This window comes from Diaminobutyricimonas aerilata (assembly GCF_002797715.1).
GTDB lineage: Bacteria > Actinomycetota > Actinomycetes > Actinomycetales > Microbacteriaceae > Diaminobutyricimonas > Diaminobutyricimonas aerilata.
The window spans coordinates 1,947,803-1,970,711 of sequence record NZ_PGFF01000001.1; the positions used below are offsets into that span (position 1 = coordinate 1,947,803).

The 22,909-nt window shown below is 70.1% G+C and carries 26 protein-coding genes and 4 tRNA genes; 9 read left to right on the forward strand and 21 right to left on the reverse strand.

Translation table 11 applies throughout. The features are described 5' to 3' along the window. Positions 1 to 2 precede the first annotated feature (2 nt). The 9 genes from secF to pdxS form a co-directional block, all read right to left on the reverse strand. Positions 3 to 1,004, reverse strand: a complete 1,002-nt coding sequence (secF, locus tag CLV46_RS09375) for a protein translocase subunit SecF (protein ID WP_100364525.1) — start codon at positions 1,002 to 1,004, stop codon at positions 3 to 5. After that, a complete protein-coding gene (gene secD / locus CLV46_RS09380) occupies positions 1,004 to 2,728 on the reverse strand; it encodes a protein translocase subunit SecD (RefSeq protein WP_100364526.1) in 1,725 nt (574 codons plus the stop codon). The genes secF and secD overlap by 1 nt, the downstream gene beginning before the upstream one ends. 87 nt (positions 2,729 to 2,815) lie before the next feature. Further along, the gene (gene yajC, locus CLV46_RS09385) at positions 2,816 to 3,241 is read right to left on the reverse strand and encodes a preprotein translocase subunit YajC (protein ID WP_100364527.1); all 426 of its coding nucleotides are present in this window, start codon (positions 3,239 to 3,241) and stop codon (positions 2,816 to 2,818) included. Between the two features lie 69 nt (positions 3,242 to 3,310). Next, positions 3,311 to 4,357, reverse strand: a complete 1,047-nt coding sequence (gene ruvB / locus CLV46_RS09390; RefSeq protein WP_100364528.1) for a Holliday junction branch migration DNA helicase RuvB — start codon at positions 4,355 to 4,357, stop codon at positions 3,311 to 3,313. Next, positions 4,354 to 4,968: a Holliday junction branch migration protein RuvA gene (gene ruvA, locus CLV46_RS09395; protein ID WP_100364529.1), complete on the reverse strand. Its 615-nt coding sequence runs from the start codon at positions 4,966 to 4,968 to the stop codon at positions 4,354 to 4,356. Before ruvA ends, ruvB begins: the two co-directional genes overlap by 4 nt. Beyond that, positions 4,965 to 5,537 (reverse strand): crossover junction endodeoxyribonuclease RuvC, encoded by a 573-nt coding sequence (gene ruvC, locus CLV46_RS09400; protein ID WP_100364530.1) that lies wholly within the window; start codon positions 5,535 to 5,537, stop codon positions 4,965 to 4,967. Before ruvC ends, ruvA begins: the two co-directional genes overlap by 4 nt. A gap of 3 nt (positions 5,538 to 5,540) precedes the next feature. Beyond that, positions 5,541 to 6,302, reverse strand: a complete 762-nt coding sequence (locus tag CLV46_RS09405) for a YebC/PmpR family DNA-binding transcriptional regulator (protein ID WP_100364531.1) — start codon at positions 6,300 to 6,302, stop codon at positions 5,541 to 5,543. A 318-nt stretch (positions 6,303 to 6,620) separates the two neighbouring features. Beyond that, positions 6,621 to 7,193 carry a pyridoxal 5'-phosphate synthase glutaminase subunit PdxT gene (gene pdxT, locus CLV46_RS09410; protein WP_425430422.1) on the reverse strand — a complete coding sequence of 191 codons (573 nt, stop codon included), beginning with the start codon at positions 7,191 to 7,193 and terminating at the stop codon, positions 6,621 to 6,623. Positions 7,194 to 7,222: 29 nt separating this feature from the next. After that, on the reverse strand, positions 7,223 to 8,140 hold the full coding sequence (gene pdxS, locus CLV46_RS09415; protein ID WP_100364533.1) for a pyridoxal 5'-phosphate synthase lyase subunit PdxS: 918 nt from the start codon (positions 8,138 to 8,140) through the stop codon (positions 7,223 to 7,225). 121 nt (positions 8,141 to 8,261) lie between these two features. Between pdxS and pdxY the strand changes: the two genes are divergently transcribed. Continuing rightward, positions 8,262 to 9,113, forward strand: a complete 852-nt coding sequence (gene pdxY, locus CLV46_RS09420) for a pyridoxal kinase PdxY (RefSeq protein ID WP_100364534.1) — start codon at positions 8,262 to 8,264, stop codon at positions 9,111 to 9,113. Between the two features lie 12 nt (positions 9,114 to 9,125). On the opposite strand, the gene CLV46_RS09425 is transcribed toward pdxY, so the two are convergent. The 4 genes from CLV46_RS09425 to CLV46_RS09435 form a co-directional block, all read right to left on the reverse strand. Beyond that, positions 9,126 to 9,683, reverse strand: a complete 558-nt coding sequence (locus CLV46_RS09425; protein ID WP_100364535.1) for an HIT family protein — start codon at positions 9,681 to 9,683, stop codon at positions 9,126 to 9,128. A gap of 19 nt (positions 9,684 to 9,702) precedes the next feature. Next, on the reverse strand, positions 9,703 to 11,661 hold the full coding sequence (thrS, locus tag CLV46_RS09430; RefSeq protein ID WP_100364536.1) for a threonine--tRNA ligase: 1,959 nt from the start codon (positions 11,659 to 11,661) through the stop codon (positions 9,703 to 9,705). A 65-nt stretch (positions 11,662 to 11,726) separates the two neighbouring features. After that, positions 11,727 to 11,900 (reverse strand): hypothetical protein, encoded by a 174-nt coding sequence (locus tag CLV46_RS16675; protein WP_157802284.1) that lies wholly within the window; start codon positions 11,898 to 11,900, stop codon positions 11,727 to 11,729. Next, positions 11,897 to 12,196, reverse strand: a complete 300-nt coding sequence (locus tag CLV46_RS09435; RefSeq protein ID WP_100364537.1) for a hypothetical protein — start codon at positions 12,194 to 12,196, stop codon at positions 11,897 to 11,899. Before CLV46_RS09435 ends, CLV46_RS16675 begins: the two co-directional genes overlap by 4 nt. 150 nt (positions 12,197 to 12,346) lie before the next feature. Between CLV46_RS09435 and CLV46_RS09440 the strand changes: the two genes are divergently transcribed. The 3 genes from CLV46_RS09440 (at position 12,347) to CLV46_RS16685 (ending at position 13,885) form a co-directional block, all read left to right on the forward strand. Beyond that, positions 12,347 to 13,015, forward strand: coding sequence for a DedA family protein (locus CLV46_RS09440; protein WP_100364538.1), 669 nt, complete (start codon positions 12,347 to 12,349; stop codon positions 13,013 to 13,015). A 79-nt stretch (positions 13,016 to 13,094) separates the two neighbouring features. Next, a complete protein-coding gene (locus CLV46_RS16680) occupies positions 13,095 to 13,352 on the forward strand; it encodes a hypothetical protein (protein ID WP_157802285.1) in 258 nt (85 codons plus the stop codon). Beyond that, positions 13,349 to 13,885, forward strand: a complete 537-nt coding sequence (locus tag CLV46_RS16685) for an ATP-binding protein (protein ID WP_157802286.1) — start codon at positions 13,349 to 13,351, stop codon at positions 13,883 to 13,885. The genes CLV46_RS16680 and CLV46_RS16685 overlap by 4 nt, the downstream gene beginning before the upstream one ends. 15 nt (positions 13,886 to 13,900) lie before the next feature. On the opposite strand, the gene CLV46_RS09450 is transcribed toward CLV46_RS16685, so the two are convergent. Both CLV46_RS09450 and CLV46_RS09455 read right to left on the reverse strand, forming a co-directional pair. Beyond that, positions 13,901 to 14,125 (reverse strand): hypothetical protein, encoded by a 225-nt coding sequence (locus CLV46_RS09450; RefSeq protein ID WP_100364540.1) that lies wholly within the window; start codon positions 14,123 to 14,125, stop codon positions 13,901 to 13,903. A gap of 44 nt (positions 14,126 to 14,169) precedes the next feature. Then, positions 14,170 to 14,763: a TetR/AcrR family transcriptional regulator gene (locus CLV46_RS09455; protein ID WP_100365988.1), complete on the reverse strand. Its 594-nt coding sequence runs from the start codon at positions 14,761 to 14,763 to the stop codon at positions 14,170 to 14,172. A 106-nt stretch (positions 14,764 to 14,869) separates the two neighbouring features. Between CLV46_RS09455 and CLV46_RS09460 the strand changes: the two genes are divergently transcribed. Further along, complete coding sequence (locus tag CLV46_RS09460; protein ID WP_211282173.1) at positions 14,870 to 15,358, forward strand: DUF6069 family protein; 489 nt, start codon at positions 14,870 to 14,872, stop codon at positions 15,356 to 15,358. A gap of 207 nt (positions 15,359 to 15,565) precedes the next feature. Here CLV46_RS09460 and CLV46_RS09465 read toward each other — a convergent pair. The 3 genes from CLV46_RS09465 to CLV46_RS09475 form a co-directional block, all read right to left on the reverse strand. Then, positions 15,566 to 15,640, reverse strand: a tRNA-Val gene (locus CLV46_RS09465). A gap of 10 nt (positions 15,641 to 15,650) precedes the next feature. After that, positions 15,651 to 15,721: transfer RNA gene (locus CLV46_RS09470), tRNA-Cys, on the reverse strand. Between the two features lie 40 nt (positions 15,722 to 15,761). Next, a tRNA-Gly gene (locus CLV46_RS09475) sits at positions 15,762 to 15,833 on the reverse strand. Between the two features lie 156 nt (positions 15,834 to 15,989). Here CLV46_RS09475 and CLV46_RS09480 point away from each other — a divergent pair. Both CLV46_RS09480 and CLV46_RS09485 read left to right on the forward strand, forming a co-directional pair. Further along, positions 15,990 to 16,062: transfer RNA gene (locus CLV46_RS09480), tRNA-Val, on the forward strand. A gap of 76 nt (positions 16,063 to 16,138) precedes the next feature. Then, a complete protein-coding gene (locus CLV46_RS09485; RefSeq protein WP_245866684.1) occupies positions 16,139 to 16,756 on the forward strand; it encodes a Pr6Pr family membrane protein in 618 nt (205 codons plus the stop codon). A gap of 178 nt (positions 16,757 to 16,934) precedes the next feature. On the opposite strand, the gene CLV46_RS09490 is transcribed toward CLV46_RS09485, so the two are convergent. After that, entirely contained in the window at positions 16,935 to 17,981 is a 1,047-nt protein-coding gene (locus CLV46_RS09490; RefSeq protein WP_100364542.1) for an ammonium transporter family protein, read from the reverse strand. A 110-nt stretch (positions 17,982 to 18,091) separates the two neighbouring features. Further along, positions 18,092 to 19,369 carry an ammonium transporter gene (locus CLV46_RS09495; RefSeq protein ID WP_100364543.1) on the reverse strand — a complete coding sequence of 426 codons (1,278 nt, stop codon included), beginning with the start codon at positions 19,367 to 19,369 and terminating at the stop codon, positions 18,092 to 18,094. Between the two features lie 249 nt (positions 19,370 to 19,618). Here CLV46_RS09495 and nhaA point away from each other — a divergent pair, with 249 nt between their 5' ends. Then, positions 19,619 to 20,812: a Na+/H+ antiporter NhaA gene (gene nhaA, locus CLV46_RS09500; RefSeq protein WP_342746111.1), complete on the forward strand. Its 1,194-nt coding sequence runs from the start codon at positions 19,619 to 19,621 to the stop codon at positions 20,810 to 20,812. A gap of 13 nt (positions 20,813 to 20,825) precedes the next feature. Here the strand turns inward: nhaA and zapE are convergent, their stop codons facing one another. Then, complete coding sequence (zapE, locus tag CLV46_RS09505) at positions 20,826 to 21,827, reverse strand: cell division protein ZapE (protein WP_100364544.1); 1,002 nt, start codon at positions 21,825 to 21,827, stop codon at positions 20,826 to 20,828. 177 nt (positions 21,828 to 22,004) lie between these two features. Between zapE and CLV46_RS09510 the strand changes: the two genes are divergently transcribed. Then, entirely contained in the window at positions 22,005 to 22,904 is a 900-nt protein-coding gene (locus CLV46_RS09510) for a sulfurtransferase (protein ID WP_100364545.1), read from the forward strand. Positions 22,905 to 22,909: the final 5 nt, after the last annotated feature.

Sequence of the window (22,909 nt, forward strand, 5' to 3'; positions counted from 1 at the left end):
GATCAGCGGACCGCGCCGGTGGTGCCGGCGGTGGTGCGCGCCGGGGCGGGGCGCGAGCCCTGCTTCTTCACCTCGGGCTCGTTCTCGCGGAGGTGCGCGTAGAGCGGCGCGGCCACGAAGATCGTGCTGTAGGTGCCGACGATGACGCCGATGAAGAGCGCGAGCGCGATGTCGCGCAGGGTGCCGGCGCCGAGCAGGAACGCCCCGATGAAGAGGATCGACGCGATCGGCAGGGCCGCGACGATCGAGGTGTTGATCGAGCGCACGAGCGTCTGGTTGACCGCGAGGTTCACCGACTGGGCGAAGGTGCGTCGGGATTTCTCGCCGTCCTCCGAGGTGTTCTCGCGGATCTTGTCGAACACCACGACGGTGTCGTAGAGCGAGTAGCCGAGGATCGTGAGCAGACCGATGACCGCCGCCGGCGTCACCTCGAAGCCCGCGAGCCCGTAGATGCCGGCGGTGATCACGAGGTCGTGCAGCAGGGCGACGATCGCCGCGACCGACATCTTCCAGGTGCGGAAGTACAGGGCCATCACGACCGAGACGATCACGAGGAAGACGACGAGGGCGCGGATGGCCTGCGTCGTGATGTCGGCGCCCCACGTCGCGCCGATGAGGCTCGCGGACACCTCGTCGAGCGTCACGTCGTAGCTCTCCGCGAGACCCTCGCGCACCGCGCGGGTCTCCTCCTGCGAGAGCGCGTCGGTCTGCACGCGCACGGTGTCGGTGCCGACGGTGGTGATGCGCGGTTCGGCCTCCGGGGCGACCGATGCGACGACCTCTTCGGCGGTTCCGGTGTCCTGGTCGGCCACTCCGGCGACCTGGAACTCCGATCCGCCGGTGAACTCGATGCCGAAAGTGAACCCGCCGCGTGCGACCGGTCCGAGGATCGAGATGAGGATGAGCACGCCCGAGACGAGGTACCAGAGCTTGCGGCGTCCGACGATGTTGAACGAGCGCTTGCCCGTGTAGAGGTCGTTGCCGAACTGCGTGAAGTTCGCCATCAGGACTCCTTGCCCGTGCGGGTGGTCTCGGGGGTGCGTTCGGCCGCGGCCTTGCGTTCGGCGATCGTCTGACGACGCTCCGCCTCACGCGCGGCGCGGGCGTTGCGGGCACTCGCCTCCGCCGGGGTGCGGAACTGCGCACGGCCGCGGTAGACGGCGCCGAGCGCCCGCGGGTCGAGTCCGCTGAGTCGGTGCCCTTCGGTGAAGAAGCGCGTGCGACCGAGCAGCTGCAGCATCGGGTGGGTGAACAGGGCGACGACGATGAGGTCGACGATCGTCGTGACCCCGAGCGTGAACGCGAACCCGCGCACGTTGCCGACCGCGAGCAGGTAGAGCACGAGCGCGGCGAGGAAGTTGACCGCGTCCGACGCGACGATGGTGCGGATCGCGCGCTTCCAGCCCGCTTCCACCGCCCCTTCGAGGGCACGGCCGTCGCGCAGCTCGTCGCGCACGCGTTCGAAGTAGACGATGAACGAGTCGGCGGTGATGCCGATCGCGACGATGAGGCCCGCGACGCCGGCGAGCGACAGGCGGAAGCCCTGGGCGTTGGAAAGGTAGGTCACTACGAAGTAGGTGACCACCGCCGCGACGACGAGCGAGGCGACCGTGACGGTGCCGAGCGTGCGGTACTGGATGAGCGAGTAGACGACCACGAGCAGCAGACCGATGAGGCCGGCGAGCAGGCCGCTCGCGAGCTGGCTCGTTCCGAGGGTGGCCGAGATCGCCTCCTGGCTCTGCACCTCGAAGCCGATCGGGAGCGCACCGAATTTCAGCTGGTCGGCGAGGGTCTTGGCGCTGTCCTGGGTGAACGAGCCGCTGATCTGCGGCTTGCCGTCGGGGATGACCGAGTTGGTCGTGGGCGCGGAGATCACGTAGCGGTCGAGCACGATGGCGAACTGGTTCTGGGCGCCCTGCAGGTTCACGAGGCGCTCCGTGACCTCGCGGAACTCCTTCGTGCCCTTGTCGTTGAACGTGATGAACACGCCCCACTCGCCGGTCGGAGCGCCCTGCGAGTTGGTGACCTGCCCGCTCGTGGCGTTGCTGATCGTCTCACCCGAGACCTCGACCGGGCCGAGCAGGTACTTGAGGCTGCCCTGCGGGGTCACCTCGCATGTGACGAGCGGCTCATCCGCCGGAGCGACGCCCGCGGAGGCGTCTTCGAGGCTCGCGCAGTCGAAGTTGTCGTAGCGGCTCTGCAGCTCCGGCGTGATCCACGCGAGGTCGCTCGCGTTGGTCGGCTCCGCGGTGGGCGTGCTCTCGAGCGAGGGCGACGGGGTGGGCTCGGGGCTCGCGGTCGCGCCGTCCTCCTCGCCGACGGAGCTCGTGGGGGCCACGTCGGTGAGCAGCACTGGGCGGAACTCGAGCTTGGCCGACGACTGGATGCGCTGGAGGGTCGCCTCATCCGGCTCGCCCGGGATCGCGACGACGACGTTGCGATCGCCCTGCGTGGTGACCTCGGCCTCCGCGACACCGCTCGCGTCGACGCGCTGCCGGATGATCGACACGGCCTGGTCGAGCTGCTCCTGCGTGAGCGTCTGCTCGTCGCCGAGCTGCGCCGCCATGATGATCTGCGTGCCGCCCTCGAGGTCGAGCGCGAGCTTCGGTGTCCAAGAGCCGCCGTTCCAGAGCACCTGGGCGCCGTTGCCGAGCACGAGCGCGACGAGGATCACCCCCAACCAGACGAGGGATCGGGTGGCCTTCCGGGCCGGGGTGGATCGTGCCAACGTGAGCTCAGCTTTCTCGGGGCGCAACGGAACCGGGGCGCTGGGCACCCCGATCGCGGTCGACGTCGACCGCGCGGGAGGATCGGATCAGTCGGTCGACTTGCGACCGTCGGTCGGCTCGTCGGGGTCGACGACGGGCTTGGCTCCAGCGCCCGGCTCGGTCGGGCGCGTGCGCTCCCCGAACTCCGGCTCGGTGCCGTCGAGGTCGGAGACCTCGGTGGACTCGTCGGTCAGCGCCTCGACCTCGACCGGGTCCACGACGCGGGCGATCGTCTGACGGTGCACGCGCACCTGGCTGCCCGGGCTCGTCTCGAGCACCGCGACGTTGCTCTCCTCGTCGATCGACACGAGCGTGCCGAAGAGCCCGAAGTTCGTCATGACCTCCGCACCGGGCACGATCTTGGACTGCAGTGCCTCCATCTCCGCCTTGCGCTTGCGCGAGTTGCGGAACATGAAGAAGACCAGCACCACAAGGAGCAGGATGAGCACGATCGAGGTGGGATCAAACACCATGGGGGAAGGCCCTTCGGGGGTCGTGGGTGGCGGGATCGTACGGACGCGACGACCGCTCAGCCTCGAAAATTATAGGTCATCGCCGAAAAGCGTCTGCCCGGCGCGCTGTACCCCGAAGTGCCGCCATGCCGCCGGAGTGGCGACACGACCCCGCGGGGTGCGCGTGAGCAGGCCGATGCGCACGAGGAACGGCTCGACGACACTCTCGATCGTCTCCGCCTCCTCGCCCACCGAGACGGCGAGGGTGTTGAGTCCGACCGGTCCCCCGTCGAAGCGCTCGAGCAGGATCTTCATGACGGCGCGATCGAGGCGATCGAGGCCCAGTTCGTCCACGTCGTACAGCTCGAGCGCAGCATGCACGGCGTCGAGACCGACGGCGCCGCGGCGGTCGCCGCTCCCCGAGGTGTGCACGAGCGCGTAGTCGCGCACGCGTCGCAGCAGGCGGTTCGCGATGCGCGGTGTCCCTCGGCAGCGGCCCGCGATCTCCGCGAGGGCGCCGCGGTCCACGTCGAGTTCGAGCAGCCGTGCGGCGCGTTCGAGCACCCGCTCGAGTTCCGCGTCGTCGTAGAACTCGAGGTGGGCGGTGAACCCGAAGCGGTCGCGCAGCGGGTTCGGCAGCAGGCCGGCGCGGGTGGTGGCCCCGACGAGGGTGAACGGAGCCAGGTCGAGCGGAATCGACGTCGCGCCGGCGCCCTTGCCGACCATGATGTCGATGCGGAAGTCCTCCATGGCGAGGTACAGCATCTCCTCCGCCGAACGCGCCATGCGGTGGATCTCGTCGATGAAGAGCACCTCGCCGGGCACGAGGGAGGACAGCAGCGCGGCGAGGTCCCCGGCGTGCTGGATGGCCGGACCGCTCGACATCCGCAGGGAGCGGCCGCTCTCGTGGGCGACGATCATTGCGAGGGTCGTCTTGCCGAGGCCGGGCGGACCGGCGAGCAGGATGTGGTCGGGCGTGCGGTTCTGCAGCGACGCCGCCTGCAGCAACAGCTGAAGCTGACCGCGCACGCGCGTCTGCCCGACGAATTCGGCGAGCGACCGGGGACGCAGGGCGCCCTCGAACGCGAGCTCCGCCTCGGACTCCGGCGCCGGGGAGACGATGTCGTGATCGCTCATCGCAGGGCCGACGGCTGGTTCGGGCCGAGCAGCGCGAGCGCGGAACGCAGCAGCACCGGCACGTTGACCCGATCGCCCGGCGCGGCGCTCGCGACGGCATCCGACGCGGCCTGCGCGGCGATGCGCTCGGGCCAGCCGAGCCCGGTGAGGGCGGCGGTCACCTGCTCGGCGATCGCGGTGTCGGGCACACTCGCGACGGCGCGGGGCGCGACCGCGGCGAGCTTGCCCGCGAGTGACACGACGATGAGCTTCGCGGTCTTCGGCCCGATCCCCGACACCTTGCGGAAGGCGGCGTCGTTCTCGGTCGCCACCGCATCCGCGACCTCATCGGGCGCGAGGGTCGCGAGCACACCGAGCGCCGACTTGGGGCCGACCCCCGTCACGCCGCGCAACAGGTCGAAGATCGCCAGTTCCTCGGTGTTCTGGAAGCCGTACAGGCTCAGCTCGTCTTCGCGCACGATGAGCGCGGTGTGGACCAGCGCCTCGGCGCCGACACGCAGCGCGAGCGCGTGCTGGGGGGTGACCTGCACGGAGAGGCCGACCCCGCCGACCTCGATGACGACGGTCGTGCCGGCCGAATGCAGCACGGTACCGCGCAGGGAGGAGATCACCTCGTCACCCTACGTGCGCCCGACGACTTCTCGGCCGCGCGCCACGCCTGTTGCGCGGGCGTCAGCGCTCCCCCGGTCGGCGCGGCGCTCGGCGCACCACGCCAGCCGTGGCAGATCGCGAGCGCGAGAGCGTCGCTCGCGTCCGCCGGTCGCGGGATCTCGGCGAGGCCGAGCACCCGCGCGACCATCGTGCCGACCTGCCGCTTGTCGGCGGATCCGTACCCCGTGATCGCCGCCTTCACCTCGCTCGGGGTGTGCAGACCGACCGTGAGCCCGCGCGCGGCAGCCGCGTGCAGGGCGATGCCGCTCACTTGCGCCGTGCCCATGACGGTGCGCACGTTGTGCTGGGCGAACACCCGCTCGACGGCGACCGCGTGCGGGGAGAACTCCGACAGCACCGCGGCGATGCCCTCCGCCACGGCGAGCAGCCGCAGCTCGAGCGCGAGCTCGGGGGGCGTGCGGATGACGTCGACGTGCACGAGGCTCGCCCGGCGGTCCGGTTCGAGATCGACGATGCCGATCCCGCAGCGGGTCAGACCGGGGTCGATCCCGAGAACCCGCAGCGTCATCCGTCAGTCTTCGTCGTCGAGCTGCGCCTGCACGTCGGCGGGGATGTCGAAGTTGGCGTAGACGTTCTGCACGTCGTCGCTGTCTTCAAGGGCGTCGATGAGCCGGAACACCTTGCGCGCGGTGTCCGCGTCGACCTCGATGCTGAGGTTCGGCACGAACTCCGCGTCGGCCGAGTCGTAGTCGATGCCAGCCTCCTGCAGCGCGGTGCGCGCGGCGACCAGCTGCGAGGGCTCCGTGATGACCTCGAACCCGGCGCCGCGGTCGGTGACCTCCTCAGCGCCCGCGTCGAGCACGGCGGCGAGGATGTCGTCTTCGTCGACCCCGTCCGTCTTGGTGATCGAGATGACGCCCTTGCGGCTGAAGTTGTAGGCGACGCTGCCGGGGTCGGCCATCGTGCCGCCGTTGCGGGTCATCGCCGTGCGCACGTCGGCGGCGGCGCGGTTCTTGTTGTCGGTGAGGCACTCGATCAGCAGCGCGACGCCGTTCGGGCCGTAGCCCTCGTACATGATCGTCTGGTAGTCGATCGACTCACCGGTGAGCCCCGCACCGCGCTTGATCGCGCGGTCGATGTTGTCGTTGGGCACCGACGTCTTCTTCGCCTTCTGCACGGCGTCGACGAGGGTGGGGTTGCCCGAGAGGTCGGCACCGCCGATCTTGGCGGCGACCTCGATGTTCTTGATGAGCTTGGCGAACGACTTGGCCCGGCGCGCGTCGATGACGGCCTTCTTGTGCTTGGTCGTTGCCCACTTGGAATGGCCGCTCACGGTGCTCCTTGTCCTACGAAGATCCTCGCCATTCTACCCGTGGGCGCCGCCCTCCCTCGTGCGCCGCACCCGGCGCTCACCCCACCAGACCGCGTTCCCACGCGAAGCGCTCTTCCTCCCGGAGGAGGAGAGCCCGTCGTCTTCCCGTCGCATCTCGCGGGTGCGACGCCGCCGCACCCGCGATTCGCGACAGGAACGCCGCCGGAAGCGAAGACGGAGCGGTTTCCCGTCAGTAGATGCCCTTTCGCAGCGGCAGTAAGGGCATCTACTGACGGAAAACGGACGCCCGCCCCGCGGTGGCGAGACGGCGCCCGACCGTCAGCGGGCGGCGCGCACCTTGTCGAGGAAGTACTCGTGGAAGCGCGTCTCCCCGGTGATCTCGGGGTGGAACGCCGTGCCGAGCAGGTTGCCCTGCTCGACGGCGACCACGCGACCGTCACCGAGCGCCGCGAAGGGGGTCGAGCGCTCCCCCACGGCCTCGACGATGGGCCCGCGGATGAACACCGCGTGCACCGGCGGGTCGCCGAGCGCGGGCACGTCGAGGTCGGTCTCGAACGAGTCGAGCTGACTGCCGAACGCGTTGCGGCGCACCGTCACATCGAGGCCACCGAGCGTCTGCTGACCCTCGATCGCATCCAGCACTCGATCGGCGAGCATGATGAGCCCCGCGCACGTGCCGTACACCGGCATTCCGGCGGCGATGCGCTCCGTGAGCGGTTCCGCGAGCCCGAAGGTGCGGCTGAGCTTGTCCATCACGGTCGACTCGCCGCCCGGGATGACGAGTCCCTCGACGTCGTCGAGTTCGGATGCACGCCGCACCGGCACCGCGTCGGCGCCGAGCCCGCGGAGCACCGCGAGGTGCTCCCGGAAGTCTCCCTGCAGCGCGAGCACGCCCACGCGGGGCGAGGACGCGTCCAGCGTTACCAGCCGCGCTCGGCGAGACGGTGCGGCGCAGGCAGGTCGGAGACGTTGATCCCGACCATCGCCTCACCCAGACCGCGCGACGCCTCGGCGATCACGGCCGGGTCGTCGTAGAACGTCGTCGCCTTGACGATCGCCGCGGCGCGCTTGGCCGGGTCGCCGGACTTGAAGATGCCCGAACCGACGAAGACTCCGTCGGCGCCGAGCTGCATCATGAGCGCGGCGTCCGCCGGGGTGGCGACCCCACCAGCGGTGAAGAGCACGACGGGCAGCTTGCCCGTCTCGGCGATCTCGACGACGAGGTCGTACGGCGCCTGCAGCTCCTTCGCCGCGACGTAGAGCTCGTCGCGCGACTTGGCGGCGAGCGCACGGATCTCGCTCGAGATGGTGCGGATGTGCTTGGTCGCCTCCGAGACGTCACCGGTGCCGGCTTCGCCCTTCGAACGGATCATCGCGGCGCCCTCGGTGATGCGCCGCAGCGCCTCGCCGAGGTTGGTGGCGCCGCAGACGAACGGCACGGTGAAGGGCCACTTGTCGATGTGGTTGACGTAGTCGGCGGGCGACAGCACCTCGGACTCGTCGATGTAGTCCACGCCGAGAGCCTGCAGCACCTGGGCCTCGACGAAATGGCCGATGCGGGCCTTCGCCATGACCGGGATCGAGACGGAGGAGATGATCTGGTCGATGAGGTCGGGGTCGCTCATGCGGGCCACGCCACCCTGCGAGCGGATGTCGGCGGGAACACGCTCGAGCGCCATGACGGCGACGGCGCCGGCGTCTTCGGCGATGCGGGCCTGCTCGGCGGTGACGACGTCCATGATCACCCCGCCCTTGAGCATCTCGGCGAGACCGCGCTTGACGCGGCTCGTGCCGAGGGCGGAGGTGGACTGCTCGGGTGCAGTGGTGCTGTCTGTCATGATGCGCGACTCTACCCCTCCGCGAGGGCACGCTACGCCCCGTGAAGCAGCCGACCGAATCCGGGCCACCGGCCGCCGATCGGCCCGCGGTGTCGGCGTCGCGCGGTGGCAGAATCGTCAGGTGAAGATCCTCTCCATCCAGTCGGCGGTCGCCTACGGCCACGTCGGCAACTCGGCCGCCGTCTTCCCGCTGCAGCGCATCGGCGTCGAGGTGCTGCCGGTCTACACCGTCAACTTCTCGAACCACACCGGATACGGCGCCTGGCGCGGTCCCCTCATCTCGCCCGACGACGTGCGCGACGTGATCACCGGCATCGAGGAGCGCGGCGTGCTCGGGCAGATCGACGTGGTGCTCTCCGGCTATCAGGGCGGTGAAGGCATCGGCGACGTCATCATCGACGCCGTCGCGCGCGTCAAGGCCGCGAACCCGGATGCCGTGTACGCGTGCGACCCGGTCATGGGCAACGCGAAGTCCGGATGCTTCGTCGCCCCGGCCATCCCCGTTCTGCTGCGCGAGCGCGTCGTTCCGGTCGCGGACATCATCACGCCGAACCAGTTCGAACTGGGCTTCCTCACCGGCACCGAGCCGGACACCATCGAGTCGACGCTCGCCTCCGCCGACGCCGCCCGGGCGATGGGCCCGCGGACAGTACTCATCACGAGCGTCGAGCGTCCCGACCGCGAGCCCGACACGATCGAGATGATGGTCGTCGACGACAGCGGCGCGTGGATCGTGCAGACCCCGCTGCTGCCGTTCAAGGCCAACGGGTCCGGCGACGTCGCGGCGGCGCTCTTCACGGCGCACTACCGCGGCACCGGCGATGCGGCCGAGGCCCTCGCACGCACGACGTCGAGCGTGTACGACCTGCTGCGCACCACCCACGAGTCGGGGCAGCGCGAGCTGCAGCTCGTGGAGTCGCAGGAGTTCTACGCCCACCCGCGCATGCAGTTCGAGGTGACGCGGGTCCGCTGAGCCGCTGAGCCGCTAAGCCGGCCAGGCGGCGGCGATCTCGGCGCGCACCTCGCCGAGCAGCCGCGGGATCGCCTTCGTGCCGGCGATGATCGGGAAGAAGTTCGCGTCGAGCGCCCAACGCGGAACGATGTGCTGGTGCAGGTGCTCGGCGATGCCGGCACCGGCGATCTTGCCCTGGTTCATGCCGATGTTGAACCCGTGGTTGTGCGACACCTCGGTGATCACGCGCATCGCGGTCTGCGTCATCGAACCGATCTCGGCGACCTCCTCCGGCGTCGCGAGGTCGTACGTCGCGATGTGCCGGTACGGGCAAATGAGCAGGTGCCCGCTGTTGTACGGGAAGAGGTTGAGCAGCGCGAACACGTGCGTGCCGCGCGCGACGATGAGGGCCTTCTCGTCGTCGAGGCTCGGCGCGACGCAGAACGGGCATTCGTCCTTCGCCGGCTGCTGCCCGTTCTCGATGTAGGCGATGCGGTGCGGAGTCCACAACCGCTGGAACGCATCCGGAACCGCGGCGAACCCGTTGGATCCCTCGGTGTCGTACTCCGAGCCGTCGTAGTCGCGCTCCATCAGCGTGCCGCCTCCGTCATCACACCTGGGCCTTCGTGGCGATCGCGTCGACGATCCGCTCGATGGCGTCGTCCACGGGAACGCCGTTCTCCTGGCTGCCGTCGCGGAACCGGAAGCTCACCGTGCCCCCTGCACGGTCCTGCTCGCCCGCGATGAGCTGGAACGGCACCTTCTGCAGGGTGTGGTTGCGGATCTTCTTCTGCATGCGGTCGTCGCTCGCGTCGAGCTCGGCGCGCACCCCGCGCTCCTTGAGCCGCCCGATGATGTCGCCGAGGTACTGCTGGTACTCGGCGGCGATCGGGATGCCCACGACCTGCACGGGCGAGAGCCACACCGGGAAGGCGCCGGCGTAGTGCTCGAGCAGGATGGCGAAGAACCGCTCGATCGAGCCGAGCAGCGCCCGGTGGATCATCACGGGCTGCTGACGCGTGCCGTCGGTTGCGGTGTACTCGAGCTCGAAGAGCTCGGGCTGATTGAAGTCGAGCTGCACCGTGGACAGCTGCCAGGTGCGGCCGATCGCGTCGCGCGCCTGCACGGAGATCTTGGGGCCGTAGAACGCGGCGCCGCCCGGGTCGGGCACGAGCTCGAGACCGGAGGCCTCGGCGACCTCGCGCAGGGTCTCCGTCGCGACCTCCCACTGCTCGTCGGAGCCGACCGACTTCTCGGGGTCGCGCGTCGACAGCTCGAGGTAGAAGTCGTCGAGACCGTAGCCGCGGAGGGTCTCGAGCACGAACTCGAGTTCCGCGGCGAGCTCCTCCTTCACCTGCTCGCCGGTCACGTAGATGTGGGCGTCGTCCTGGGTGAAGCCGCGCACGCGGGTGAGTCCCGAGAGCACGCCGCTCTTCTCGTAGCGGTACACCGCGCCGAACTCCGACAGGCGCAACGGCAGCTCGCGATAGCTGCGTCCGCGGGCACGGAAGATCAGGTTGTGCATCGGGCAGTTCATCGGCTTGAGGTAGTAGTCCTGCCCCTGCCGGGTGATGTTGCCGTCCGCATCCGTCTCCTCGTCGAGGTGCATCGGCGGGAACATGCCGTCGGCGTACCAGTCGAGGTGCTGGCTGATCTCGTAGAGCCGCGCCTTGGTGATGTGCGGGGTGTTGACGAACTCGTAGTCGCGGGCGATGAGCCGCTCGCGCATGAAGTCCTCGATCTCCTTGCGCACGATGCCGCCCTTGGGGTGGAACACCGCGAGGCCGGAGCCGATCTCGTCCGGGAAGGAGAACAGGTCGAGTTCCACGCCGAGCTTGCGGTGGTCGCGCTTGGCGGCCTCCTCGAGGCGCGTCAGGTATTCGCGCAGCTCGTCCTTGGTGGGCCACGCGGTGCCGTAGATGCGCTGGAGCTGCGGGTTCTTCTCCGACCCGCGCCAGTACGCCGCGGCGGTGCGCATGAGCTTCGCGCCGTTGCCGATCATGCGGGTGTTCGGCAGGTGCGGACCGCGGCAGAGGTCCTTCCAGACGGTCTCGCCCGTCTTCGGGTCGACGTTGTCGTAGATGGTGAGTTCGCCACCGCCGACCTCGACGGATTCGCCGCTGTCGCCCTCGCCCGCGGCGCCCTTGAGTCCGATGAGCTCGAGCTTGTACGGCTCGTCCGCGAGTTCGGCCCGCGCCTGCTCATCCGTCACCACGCGGCGCATGAAGCGCTGGCCGGCGCGGATGATCCGGTCCATCTCTTTCTCGATGGCCTTGACGTCCTCCGGGGTGAAGGGCGTGGCGACGTCGAAGTCGTAGTAGAAGCCGTCGGTGATGGGCGGACCGATGCCGAGCTTGGCCTCCGGGTTGATGCGCTGCACGGCTTGCGCCGCGACGTGCGCGGCGGAGTGCCGGAGGATCGACAGTCCGTCCGGGGAGTCGATCGTCACCGGTTCGACGGTGTCGTCATCGGTGAGAGTCGTCGCCAGGTCGCGCAGTTCCCCGTTGACCCGGAGGGCCACGACGGAGCGATCGGTGAACAGGTCGAAACCGGTGCGCGGGGCGTTCATTCACCCCACTGTAGCGGCGCGACGGTGCCCCTCCTGCCGCGCGATCCGGCGGTCTCCGGCGTCCGCTACTCGGGATTCGTCGCGACGACCGTCTCGGCACGGAAGAAACGGATCTCCCCCGTCTCGAGCGTCTCGACCGCGACGATGTCCGGCGCGCCCTCGCCCCACGGCGAGGCGACGACCGCGCCGATCACATCGGCCTTGAGCGCGGTGACGAGCTCGCCCGCCGCGAACGTCATCGGGTGTGCACCTGACCGCGCTCGTCCACGAAGAGCACGAGTCGCTTCTGCTTGCGGTTGAGCGCCCGGTACACGACGTAGATCAGCCACAGTCCGGCGGTGATGAGCACGAGGATGAGGTTCCAGAACCAGCCGATGCGCTTGGTCTTCACGAGCACGGCCTGCGTGCCGCTGATCGCCTCGGCGGCCCACCCCTTGCGCACGTAGCCGGCGACCGCGGTGTTCAGGATCTCGGCGCGTTGCGCCTCCGAGAGGGTGCCCGGGATGCGGTGGGCCGGCGATGTCGGGTGCGACATGGATCCTCCTTCGTCGCTTCGACGCTAGCGCGCACGGCCCCGCTGGAACCGGTTGTCGGGGATCTTCCGGGGTGACAGAGGCTCACGAGATAATCGGATGCCGTCCCGGTTCCCGCCCCGAGACGCCCACCCGCCCCGATCGGACGCCCCATGCCCGCAGTGCCCACCAGTGCGCAGACGCTCGGCGACCAGCTCGCCGGGATGATCGCCGACGCGGGCCCGGTGCTGTTCTACCTCGTCGTCTGGGGACTCGTGTTCTGCGGCACGGCACTCTTCGTCGGGGTCGTCGTGCCCTTCCTCACCGGCGATTCGCTGCTGTTCGCCGCGGGCATCGTGGCGGCGACGAACGACGACGTGTCGATCTGGGTGCTCTGCATCGGGGTCGCGATCGCCGCGATCGCCGGCGACCAGGTCGGCTTCGTGCTCGGCCGGCGGTACGGACGCCCGTACCTGCTGCGTCGCCGCAGCCGCTTCGTGCGGGCCGCGGTCGAGCGCACGGAGCGGCTGTACGAGCTGTTCGGATGGTGGTCGGTCGTGGTCGGCAGGTACGTGCCGTGGGTGCGGGTCTTCGTCGCCCCCGTCGCGGGCATCGGCGGCATGGCGTACTGGCGCTTCGTCACGGCGAACGTCGTGGGCGCGGTGACCTGGGGTGTGCTCATCACCGCGGTCGGCTACTGGGCCGCGACCGTGCCCGCCACGCGCCCCATCGCCTACGCCGTCGCCGGCGTCGTGATCGCCGCATCCGTCATCGCCGGCGTGCGCGCGTGGCGCGCCGACCGCCGCGCTCGAGCAACCGAACCCGATCCCGTCGCGGATTGATCCCGGAACGCGGAACACCCGGCTGACCTGGGTTGTTGTACTCATCGAGGAACGAATCGAGTACTGCCTAGGGAGGCACATGAAGGGAGATCGGGTCGAGATCGTCGTCGACGCCGGCGGCACCACCCGCACGTACGAATTGGAGGCGACCCGCGCGGGTCGTCGATTAGATGTGACCCACGGCCGCGGGCTGGTCGAGGTCACCGAGGTGACGCGCGGAGGGACTCCGACGCGCACCGCGCGGTTCATGGCCAACCGCGTCATCGCCCTGGTCGAGCACCCGGCGGAGCAGCGCCCGGCCGCGGGCGAGGTCGTGACGCTGCGCAGGAGCGCGTGAGCGGCGCGGCCCGTCCGGAGACGGTGATCGTGCTCGTCGGCGCGCCCGCCGCTGGCAAGACGACGCTGCGCGAGCAGCTCGTCGCGTCGGGTGCGGTGCGCGACGTCGTGAGCCCGGACGATGAGCGCGCGGCGCTCCGCGAGGCGGACGTCGCCGCGGGCCGCGCACCGAAGCCGCTGCAGGAGTACTCACTGCTCGCGATGCGCGCGAACGCCGCCGCTGCGGAACGCCTGCTCTCCGCCGGGCGGGGCTACCTCGCGGACGCCACCCATCTGCGGCGTCGCGACCGCGTGGCACACGTGCGCGCGGCGCGGGAGGCGGGACTGCCCGCCATTGCGGTGCTCATGCCCGACGTACCGATCGAGGCGCTCCGCGCCCGCAACGCCGCGCGTCCCGAGCTGCGCCGCGTGCCCGAGGACACGCTCGCCCGTCACGCGCATCGTCGCGGGCTCCTCTCGGCGGCATTGCTCCGCGAGGAGGGCTTCGACGACGTCATCGAGGTGGCGCCGCTGCTCGAGTCGCTCAGCGCCTGAGTCCCGCGGCCGGGATCACTCGGCCGAGTCGACCCATTCCGCCTCGAAGAGGAACCCGTCCTTACCGCGCCAGCGCAGTTCGGTGATGCGGAAGGTGCTGCCGTCCCACACGAACTCGTCGCCGACCTCGAGCGGATCCGTCGTCTTGAAGGCGCCGGACACCGAGCCGTCGGGGTTGCCGGTCATCTCGAGCCAGTGGTCGTCGCTCTGGGCATCGAAGTCGACGGGCTGCTTGTCCATGCTCCATGGTCGCACCCTCCGCCGATGACGCCGACCGGACGTGCTCAGTCCGCGAGCAGCGCGGGCAGGAGCACGGAATCCACGAGCTGCGTCACCGTGTCGGGGTCCAGCCCGCGCTGACGCAGCGAGACGGAGCCGAACGCGACGGACGGCACGATGCCCGCGATCAGTCCGACGGGCCTCGACGCCGCGATGACACCTCGCTCCTGCCATCGCTCGATGACCGCGACCAGGGCCGCCACCGGCGGTCCGCCGATGACCGCGTGCGCCGCCTCGTACAGCTCCCGGTCGCGGCCCAGTTCGCTCAGCAGGCTCGCCAGCACCCGGGAGGCACGCTCGTCGGCGCGCGCGTAGTGCATCGCGCACGCGAGGAGGTCGTCGCGCAGCGATCCGGTGTTCGGCAGCGGCTGTTCGCTCTGCAGCGCCCGCACCGCCGCGACGACGAGCTGCACCTTGCTCGGCCAGCGCCGGTAGATGGCCGACTTGCCGCTCCCCGCCGTCCGCGCGACATCCGCGACCGTCATGCCCGCGTAGCCCTCGGTGATGAGCAGGTCCTGGGTGGCGCGGAGGATGCCCTCCTCCACCCGCCGGTCGCGAGGGCGCCCGGGGGCGCGGACTTCGGCGTCGGCGGTCGTCATCGCGCCATTGTACATTCCGGTACTCCGGAGTACCGTAACGGATTGCGGGACCGGTCGGTCCCGTATCCGTCGGCGGTCACCGCCGCATCCGAGCGAGGAGCTCCTCATGTCGTCCCCTTCCGCCACCGACCGCCCGGCTCGCGGCGGCGCCGTCCGCACCACGGTCGTCCTTCTCATCGCGGCGGCAGTGGCTGTCGCCGTGAACGCCCTCGTGGCGGCACTCGCCGTCTCGGCAGGTGCGCCGTCGACCTACGGGCCGCTCACCTTCCCCGCCTTCACCACGTTCACCGTCGCCGGTCTCGCCGCGGGTTGGGCGGGGTGGATCGTCGTGCGACGCCGCGCCCGTAAGCCGCGGCGCGCACTCGCGGTGCTCGTCCCGCTCGTGGTCGCCGTGTCGTTCGTGCCCGACGTGGCGCTGCTCATCCTGCGGTTCATCCCCGGCACGACGACGGCGGCCGTGGTCGCCCTCATGGCGATGCACCTCGTCGTCGCGGCGGTCGCGATCCCCGCGTACGCGCTCGCGGCCCCGGTGCGGGCGAGCGACGCGGCACGCACTGGCGCCTCCGGCGGCAGGGTCAGCGCCGCACGGGCTTGACGGCGGGGACAGTCCCTTGCGCGGGGAGGATGTCTGAGGGCGTGCCCGTCGCATCGGGCGCTGCGGGATCCCACTCCGGAACGAAGAAACCCCCGACGAATCGGGGGTTCAGATGGTGGGCGATACTGGGATCGAACCAGCGCGACGGCGAAGCATGCCGTCGCGGGTCACCGCAGAGGAAACTCGAGCCGAACGGCCGGATTCAGATGGTGGGCGATACTGGGATCGAACCAGTGACCTCTTCCGTGTCAGGGAAGCGCGCTACCGCTGCGCCAATCGCCCAGGTCTTGCGAGGTGGAGACGGGATTTGAACCCGCGTGTACGGCTTTGCAGGCCGCTGCCTCGCCTCTCGGCCACTCCACCGTGCGCGGTTCAGCACGGCGAACCGACGCTGCCCCACTCGAGCGGATGACGAGATTCGAACTCGCGACCCTCACCTTGGCAAGGTGATGCGCTACCACTGCGCCACATCCGCGTTACCCGCATTTCTGCGTGCGGACATGACTCTAGCCGAAACGCTGACGGGTTCCAAACCGGGTTACGTGACGCGTGTCGCCGGTTCGAATCCGCCCCCGCTCCGCGCGTCGCGGGTGCGGAACCGGGCCGCGATCTATGGCAGGATGTTCTCCGCGGGCGATTGGCGCAGTTGGTAGCGCGCTTCCTTCACACGGAAGAGGTCATCAGTTCGAGTCTGGTATCGCCCACCGCAGCCCCCGATTCTTCGGGGGCTTTTCTCATTCCCGTCCGCCCCGTCACGTCCGGCTCGGTACCGTGTCGACTGTGACGATCGCTCCGGACCGACGCGCTGCGCTCCTCGTCGGCATCGCTCGGATCGTCGTAGCCCTCGCGGTGATCGCCGTTCTGCTGTACACCTACGCGCTCGGTGTGGCCGCCGGTCGATCGAGTCTGTTCGACTACTTCGGCTACTTCACGAACCTCACGAGCCTGCTCACGAGCTCGGTGCTACTCGTCGCCGGATTCATCGCGGTCACCGGTCACCGGGCTCCGCGCTGGCTCACTGCCGCTCGTGCACTCGGCACGACCTACATGCTGCTGGTCGGGCTGGTCTACAACGTCCTGGTGCCAGGCACCGGCACGGCGCCGCCGTGGGTGAGCGTGGTGCTCCACGTGATCTTCCCGATCCTCGTCGTGGCCGACTGGCTCGCGGGACCGGATCGGCACGCTATCCCGTGGGCTCTCCTCGTGATTGTGTTGCCCTACCCGATCGTGCGGGTGACCGTGGTGCTGGTGCGCGGTGCCACGGACGGGTGGGTGCCCTACGGCTTCCTGCTCCCCTCCCACGGCGCGGCGACGTTGGCGGCACACGTCGCCGCTCTCCTCGCCGTGCTCCTGGTGCTGGGGGCCGCAGTGTGGTCCGTCGGCCGACGTCGATCCTGAACGGCGGCCTCCGGACCGCGGCCACTCGCCGCGACACGTCGCATGGTCGTCGGGCCGTCGAACGTGCCTTCATCGGACGTTTCGGGGCCCCGAGTGCGCCGGAAACGTCCGATAGAGGCACGTTCGGCGAAACGACACCCGGCCGGAGCGCCTCGAGGAGGCGGACGCGCGGCAGGCGTCAGGCGGAGGCGCGGGCGGCGCGGCTGCGCCGCACCTGCTGGGCGATGAGCAGCGGCAGAGCGACGATGAGCGCCGCGACACCCGACCAGAGCACCACGCCGAGCACTGCACCGAACTGGGCGATCACCGGATCGAGCGAACCGGAGTAGACGAAGCCCCGCTCGAGCCCGAACAGGCCGAGGAACGCCACGCCGATCGCCGCCGGGACCGGCAGCAGCGCGAGCACGTTGCGCAGCGAGCCCGGCCTCCACGCCGCGCGGTGGGCGGAGTACGCGACGATCGCCGAGCTCGTGCCGGTGACGCCGCCGAGCACGGCTCCCCACAGCAGGTCCACCGACGGGGCCGCGGCGAGGGTCGCCATCACGCCGGCGGTCGCACCGGAGCAGACGCCCACCGTGTCGATGCGATGGCGACGGATGAGCTGCACCACGGCCCAGCCGACAGCGGAGACACCCGGCACCACGACCGCGGCGAGCAGCACGACCGGCGTCACCTCGTCGATCCGCAGCTCGACCCCGATCATCCACACGACTGCGGCGATCCACATCGACGACGTCGCGAGCAGCGGACGCCGTGCGTGCGGGGAGTCCTCGGGCGGCTCGAGGGCGAGTACGGCGCGCACCACGTAGAGGGCGCTCAGCGGAACCGCGAAGAGCAGCGCTCCCCCGTAGTCGGCGACACGCGCGTCGAGCACGAGCCAGGCCGCCGGTCCGCCGAACAAGCCGACGCCGAGCGGGACGAGCAGCAACGTGGGCCACAGCAGCGTGGAGAGCACGAGGGCCCCGGAGGAGACGGTGGCCGGTCCGAGCACGTAGGCGGCGGCGACGGACAGCAGCACGGCACCCGCGAGGTAGAGCAGCACCGCGGGCACCGCCCGCACCGCCCCGACCGCGAGTCCGACGCCGAGCACGACCGCCCAGAGCAGCGTCGGCAGCGCGACCGCGAGCACCGCTCCGCGCACGCCGCGCAGCAGCGCCGGGATGGCGCCGGCCAGCACGGCAGCGAGAACGAGTGCGCTCGTCGTCACGACCCATCCGTCCGTCACGGCGCCTCCTCCGCGCACGACGTTAGCGCGCCGCGGCGGTGCGGTGAAGGCAGCTCACGACGAAGGAGGGCGCCGCCCGCAGGCGACGCCCTCCCGATGTGCATGCGAACTCAGTCGGCGAGCACGTATCCGGTCTCGCCGTGCACGACCGTGTCGATTCCGGCGACCTCGTCTTCGTTCCTTACGCGGAAGCCCATCGTCTTGTTGATGACCCAGCCGATGGCGAAGGAGAGAACGAACGAGTAGATCAGCACCGCGAAGGCGGCGAGCGCCTGCTTGCCGAGCTGGCTCGCGTCACCACCGGTGAACAGGCCCAGATCGGTCGCGAAGAGACCGATGTAGAGCGTGCCCACGAGGCCGCCGACGAGGTGGATGCCCACCACGTCGAGCGAGTCGTCGAAGCCGAGCTTGAATTTCAGGTCGATCGCGAGAGCGCACACCACACCGGCGATCGCACCGAGCAGCAGCGACCAGCCGGGCGTGAGCACGGCGCACGCGGGGGTGATGGCGACGAGACCCGCGACGGCGCCCGACGCGGCACCGATCGAGGTGGGCTTGCCGTCCTTGATCTTCTCGACGACGAGCCAACCGAGGATGGCGGCCGCGGGAGCGGCGATCGTGTTGAGGAAGGCGATCGCCGCGATGCCGTCCGCGGCGAGCTCCGAGCCGGCGTTGAAGCCGAACCAGCCGAACCACAGCAGACCGGCGCCGAGCAGCACGAACGGCGGGTTGTGCGGCACGTGTGCGCCCTTGGCGAAGTTGACGCGCTTGCCGAGCACGAGCGCCAGGGCGAGCGCGGCGGCACCGGCGTTGATGTGCACCGCGGTTCCACCGGCGAAGTCGATCGCGCCGACCGTGTAGGCGATCCAGCCGCCGTCGACGACCGAGCCGTCTTCGCCGAGCGTGAAGTTGAACACCCAGCTCGCGACGGGGAAGTAGACGACCGTGGCCCACACACCGGCGAAGACCATCCACGCGCCGAACTTGGCGCGGTCGGCGATCGCACCCGAGATGAGGGCGACGGTGAGGATGGCGAAGGTGGCCTGGAAGGCGACGAAGGCGAGGTTCGGGAAGTCCGCCTCGGTGACCGACGCCTCGGCGTACGAGTCGCCGAGTCCGATCTCGCCGAGGTTGATGCCGAGCACACCGTCGATGCCGATGAAGTTCGCGTCCGCCGCCGCGCCGTCCGGACCGTCCGCGAAGGAGATCGCGTAGCCGTACAGCACCCACAGCACGCCGATCAGCCCGAGCGCGCCGAAGCTCATCATCATCATGCTGATGACGCTCTTCGCCTTGACGAGCCCGCCGTAGAAGAACGCCAGACCGGGGGTCATGAGCAGAACGAGGGCCGCGGCGATGAGCAGGAAGGCCGTGTTGCCTTGATCCATGTCATACCTCTCTGAGAGTTGCAAAGGACGCACCCTCGGATCGGTTCGGGTCGGTGAGCCTCATCGCCTCGGGTACGCGACCCAGTGTGCTGTCGGCACGTTTCGGCGGAACTGTGCCGGTGTTTCACGAGTGTTACGGGCGCGGGCTGAAGGTAAACATCGTGTTTCGGGCAGCCTCCGGATGCCCGCACAGGCGCCGCACATCCGCCCGGAGCACCCGGATCCGGGACCGGTAGGCTGGATGCCGGTGTGCCGGGAAGTCTGGTCGGCGTCGTGTTCCCGACCCCGAAGGGCGTCATGCGTTTCCTCCGTTCCGAGCGTTACTCGGCCGTGCTGCTGCTCGCCGCCGCGGCCGCCGGCCTCCTGCTGGCGAACACCGCCGCGGGCCCCGGACTGACCGCCCTCCGCGACACCTACCTCGACATCCCGCCGCTCGGCATCCACCTGACGGTCGGGCACTGGGTCACCGATGGGCTGCTCGCGATCTTCTTCTTCCTCGCGGCGATCGAACTGCGCCACGAACTGACCCGCGGCGAACTCGACAGCGCCCGGAAGGCGCTCGTGCCGACGATCGCGGCCGTCGGCGGTGTCGTAGTGCCCGCGATCGTGTTCCTGCTGGTCGTGCACGATGCGGAACTCCAGAACGGCTGGCCCATCCCCACCGCCACTGATATCGCCTTCGCTCTCGGCGTGCTCGCGGTCGTCGGGCGCGGCCTCCCGAGCCGCATCCGCGCCCTGCTGCTCGCGCTCGCCGTGATCGACGACCTCATCGCGATCCTCATCATCGCCATGTTCTTCACCGAAGAGCTGCTGCCGCTCCCCCTGCTGCTCGCCGTGCCGGTCGTGCTGCTGTTCGGGTGGATCTCGCGGCGCACCCCCCGCGGGTCGCGCATCGCCCTGCTCGTCGCGCTCGGCGTGCTCGCCTGGTACCTCGTTCTGCAGTCGGGGGTGCACGCCACCATCGCCGGTGTCGCGCTCGGCCTGATCATGGCGCCGCGCACGGCCGCCCCCGCCCGGCATGCGATGGAGCCCTGGTCGAACCTCATCGTGCTGCCGGTGTTCGCGTTCGTCGCGGCGCTCGTCGCCCTGCCTGCCGTGTCGATCGATCGGCTGAGCCCCGTCTTCTGGGGCATCGTGCTCGCCCTGCCGCTGGGCAAGCTCGTCGGGATCACCGGCGCGGCGTTCATCGCGACCCGCCTGTCGCGATCCGGCCGGCGCCCGTCGCCGCTGCCGCTCGGCGACATCCTCGTCGTCGCGTCCCTCGGCGGCATCGGCTTCACGGTGTCGCTGCTCATGAACGAGCTCGCGTTCGAGAGCTCACGCGAGGTCGCCGCGGAGGGGACGATCGCGGTGATCCTGGGGTCGCTCATCTCGGCCGTCGTCGCCATCGTGCTCACCTCGCTGCGCGCTCGGCGCTACCGGCGGAGGGCGCGGGTGCTCTGAGGCGCCGGGCGGGTCAGTCGCTACCGGTGGTGAGCGCGATGAGCCGCGAGATGGCGCGCAGGTACTTCTTGCGGTAGCCGCCGGCGAGCATGTCGGCGGCGAACACCGAGTCGAGTGGCTCTCCGCTCGCCACGAGGCGCACCTGCGCGTCGTAGAGACGGTCGACGAACGCGACGAAACGCAGCGCCTCGGTCTGGTCCGCGAGCACGCGCACCCCGCGCAGGCCGACGCTTCCGAGCCCGTCGACGAGGGCGACATAGCGCGACGGATGCACCGTGGCGAGGTGCGCGATGACGTCGTCGAAGCGGTCCGACGTGTGTTCGGCCGGCCCCTCCTGCACGAGCCGCTCGACCTCGGAATCGTCGACCGTGCGCGCGTGACCCTCGATGTCGCGCCGTCGGTAGTCGAGGCCGTCGATCCGGATGGTGTCGAACCGTTCGGCGAGCGCGTGGATCTCGCGCAGGAAGTCGGCGGCGGCGAACCGCCCCTCCCCGAGGGCGTTCGGCGGCGTGTTGGAGGTCGCCGCGATGCGGGTGCCCGACGCCACGAGTTCGCCGAGCAGCCGGCTCATCACCATCGTGTCGCCGGGATCGTCGAGCTCGAACTCGTCGATCGCCACGAGCGACGCCCCACGCAGCAGAGCGACCGCTTCCGCGAAGCCGAGGGCGCCGACGAGAGCGGTGTACTCGATGAAGGTGCCGAAGTACTTCCGCCCGTTCGCCGCATGCCAGAGGGCGGCGAGGAGGTGGGTCTTGCCGACGCCGAACCCGCCGTCGAGGTACACGCCGGGGCGGGAGGCCGGAGCCTTGCGACGGAACAGGCCGCCTGTGGGCTTGGGCCCCTCGGCGAACCGCTGCACCGCGGCGAGCGCCTCCGCTTGGGACGGGTAGTCCGCATCCGGTCGGTAGCTCGAGAACGAGGCGTCCGCGAACTGGCGCGGCGGTACGAGCTGGGCGGCGAGCTCCCGTCCGCCGACCGCGGGCGCGCGATCCGTGAGAGAGCCGACCGTGGTCATCGTTCCCCTTCCGGTGGTGGCCGATCGAGCACGTGACACGGCCCGGCACCGGGAATCCAGCCTACCTGCGGGCGGTTGCGTCATATTGCAGTAGCGCGTCGCGCGCATCCGGACGAGTGCATAGGGTCGTACGGGGCGCGCGCCACCCCACGCGCGCCGGAAACGCAGGAGAGAACAGTGACCGTCGAGTTCGACACCGATCCCCGATTCGCCGACTACGCGCACCCCGAGCGCCTCGTGAGCGGTGAATGGCTGGAGCAACACCTCGGCGCCGAGGGGCTCGTGGTCGTCGAATCCGACGAGGACGTGCTGCTCTACGAGACCGGACACATCCCGGGCGCGGTGAAGATCGACTGGCACACCGACCTCAACGACCCGGTGCAGCGCGACTACGTCACGGGTGAGCAGTTCGCCGCCCTCCTCGCTTCCCGCGGCATCGCCCGCGACACGACCGTCGTGATCTACGGCGACAAGAGCAACTGGTGGGCCGCGTACGCGTTGTGGGTGTTCACCCTCTTCGGCCACGAGGATGTGCGCCTGCTCGACGGTGGACGGGACAAGTGGATCGCCGAAGGCCGGCCGATCACGACTGACGCCCCCGAGATCAGCCCCGCGGAGTACCCGGTCGTCGAGCGTCGCGACGACGCGATCCGCGCCTTCAAGGACGACGTGCTCGCGCACCTCGGCAACCCCCTCATCGACGTCCGCTCGCCGGAGGAGTTCAGCGGCGAGCGCACCACCGCGCCCGCCTATCCGGAGGAAGGCGCCCTGCGCGCCGGACACATCCCCACCGCGCTCAACGTGCCGTGGGGGAAGGCGGCGGCCGAGGACGGTTCGTTCAAGCCCGTGTCCGAGCTGGACGAGATCTACCGGGCCCAGGCCGGCCTACGCGACGGTGATAGCGTGATCGCCTACTGCCGGATCGGTGAGCGCTCGAGCCACACCTGGTTCGTGCTCACCCACCTGCTCGGGTTCGAAGGAGTGCGCAACTATGACGGCTCCTGGACGGAGTGGGGCAGCGCGGTGCGCGTCCCGATCGCGCGCGGGAGCGAGCCCGGCGAGCTCCCCGCGCGCTGAGGCTC